The sequence below is a fragment of the Teichococcus deserti genome (assembly GCF_001982615.1).
Classification (GTDB): domain Bacteria; phylum Pseudomonadota; class Alphaproteobacteria; order Acetobacterales; family Acetobacteraceae; genus Pseudoroseomonas; species Pseudoroseomonas deserti.
Genome location: NZ_MLCO01000159.1, coordinates 1 through 2,500, shown reverse-complemented (window position 1 = coordinate 2,500; position 2,500 = coordinate 1). Strand labels below are relative to the sequence as shown.

Annotated in this window: 1 tRNA gene and 2 rRNA genes (1 of these 3 cut by a window edge); all 3 read left to right on the top strand. The window is 57.0% G+C overall.

From position 1 onward, the window contains the following. A 23S ribosomal RNA gene (locus BKE38_RS16065) occupies nucleotides 1-2,109 on the top strand; it begins 630 nt to the left of the window's first position. 129 nt (nucleotides 2,110-2,238) lie between these two features. Beyond that, nucleotides 2,239-2,353: ribosomal RNA gene (gene rrf, locus BKE38_RS16060) — 5S ribosomal RNA — on the top strand. A 67-nt stretch (nucleotides 2,354-2,420) separates the two neighbouring features. Then, nucleotides 2,421-2,497, top strand: a tRNA-Met gene (locus BKE38_RS16055). Nucleotides 2,498-2,500 lie beyond the last annotated feature (3 nt).

Below are 2,500 nucleotides of genomic sequence, written 5' to 3'. Positions count from 1 at the left end.
CGCCGAGTTGCAGGCAGAAGACCCGAAACCGAGTGATCTAGCCATGGCCAGGTTGAAGGTGCGGTAACACGCACTGGAGGACCGAACCCACGCCTGTTGAAAAAGTCGGGGATGAGCTGTGGCTAGGGGTGAAAGGCCAATCAAACTCGGAAATAGCTGGTTCTCCGCGAAATCTATTGAGGTAGATCGTCAGGCGAACACCGCCGGAGGTAGAGCACCGGAAGGGCTAGGGGGACCCAAAGTCCTACCAAACCCTACCGAACTCCGAATGCCGGTGAGTGATACCTGGCAGACAGACAGTGGGTGCTAAGGTCCATTGTCGAGAGGGAAACAGCCCAGACCACCAGCTAAGGCCCCCAAATGATGACTAAGTGGGAAAGCATGTGAGACGGCCAAAACAACCAGGAGGTTGGCTTAGAAGCAGCCATCCTTTAAAGAAAGCGTAATAGCTCACTGGTCTAATAGCTGTCTTGCGGCGAAAATGTAACGGGGCTCAAGTCATCTGCCGAAGCTGTGGATGCATCCGCAAGGATGCGTGGTAGCGGAGCGTTCCGTAGGCCTGCGAAGGTGAACCGTGAGGTTTGCTGGAGGTATCGGAAGTGCGAATGCGGACATGAGTAGCGACAAGGAGAGTGAGAACCTCTCCCGCCGAAAGTCCAAGGGTTCCTGCGCAAGGCCAATCCGCGCAGGGTGAGCCGGCCCCTAAGGCGAGGGCGACAGCCGTAGCCGATGGAAACCAGGTGAATATTCCTGGGCCTGTCAGAAGTGACGAGTGTGAACCGTTGTTCCTCCTTATCGGATTGGAGGGGCTGCCGGATCACTCCAGGAAATAGCTCTGACATATAGACCGTACCCCAAACCGACACAGGTGGACTGGTTGAGTATACCGAGGCGCTTGAGAGAACCATGCTGAAGGAACTAGGCAAATTACTCGCGTAACTTCGGGATAAGCGAGACCCAATTTTGGGCAACCAGAGTTGGGTGGCACAAACCAGGGGGTGGCGACTGTTTAGTAAAAACACAGGGCTCTGCGAAATCGAGAGATGACGTATAGGGTCTGACGCCTGCCCGGTGCTGGAAGGTTAAGAGGAGGTGTGCAAGCACCGAATTGAAGCCCCAGTAAACGGCGGCCGTAACTATAACGGTCCTAAGGTAGCGAAATTCCTTGTCGGGTAAGTTCCGACCTGCACGAATGGCGTAACGACCTCCCCACTGTCTCCAGCATGGGCTCAGCGAAATTGAATTCCCCGTGAAGATGCGGGGTACCCGTGGTCAGACGGAAAGACCCTATGAACCTTTACTGCAACTTCGCAGTGGCATCAGGAAGGGGCTGTGTAGGATAGGTGGGAGGCTTTGAAGCAGGGGCGCTAGCTTCTGTGGAGCCATCCTTGAAATACCACCCTGCGCCTTTCTGATGTCTAACTGAGCCCCGTAAGCCGGGGCCAGGACCCTGCGTGGTGGGCAGTTTGACTGGGGCGGTCGCCTCCCAAATGGTAACGGAGGCGCGCGATGGTGGGCTCAAGCCGGTCGGACATCGGCTGTTGAGTGCAAAGGCATAAGCCCGCCTGACTGTGAGCGCGACAGCGCGAACAGAGACGAAAGTCGGCCTTAGTGATCCGGTGGTCCCGCGTGGAAGGGCCATCGCTCAACGGATAAAAGGTACTCTAGGGATAACAGGCTGATCTCCCCCAAGAGTCCACATCGACGGGGAGGTTTGGCACCTCGATGTCGGCTCATCGCATCCCGGGGCTGGAGCAGGTCCCAAGGGTTCGGCTGTTCGCCGATTAAAGCGGTACGTGAGCTGGGTTTAGAACGTCGTGAGACAGTTCGGTCCCTATCTGCCATGGGTGTTGGAGACTTGCGAGGATCTGTCCCTAGTACGAGAGGACCGGGATGGACGTACCTCTGGTGTACCGGTTGTTCCGCCAGGAGCATCGCCGGGTAGCTAAGTACGGAACGGATAACCGCTGAAGGCATCTAAGCGGGAAACCAGCCTCTAAACGAGGTCTCCCCAAGGGCCGTGGAAGACCACCACGTCGATAGGCCGCAAGTGGAAGCCTGGTAACAGGCGCAGCTGAGCGGTCCTAATAGCCCAATTGATCTCATCTACTTCACACGCTGTCGGCCTCAAAACCGACACCGCACGCAGCATCAATCCGCACTCACTCAAAACACTCGATACACATCACCATCCAGACAACATCATCAGTTCCGATACAGACGTGTCCGGCTCGGTGGCCCGGTGGCCATCGCGGGGTTGCTACACCCGATCCCATCCCGAACTCGGCCGTGAAACACCCCAGCGCCCATGGTACTTCGCCTCAAGGCGCGGGAGAGTAGGTCGCCGCCGGGCCACCAAGCCGGACACACACACACCTGTCATCGGTCCTCATGATCATCACTTGATCACAAATCACCACCGCGGGGTGGAGCAGCCCGGTAGCTCGTCAGGCTCATAACCTGAAGGTCACAGGTTCAAATCCTGTCCCCGCATCCAAGA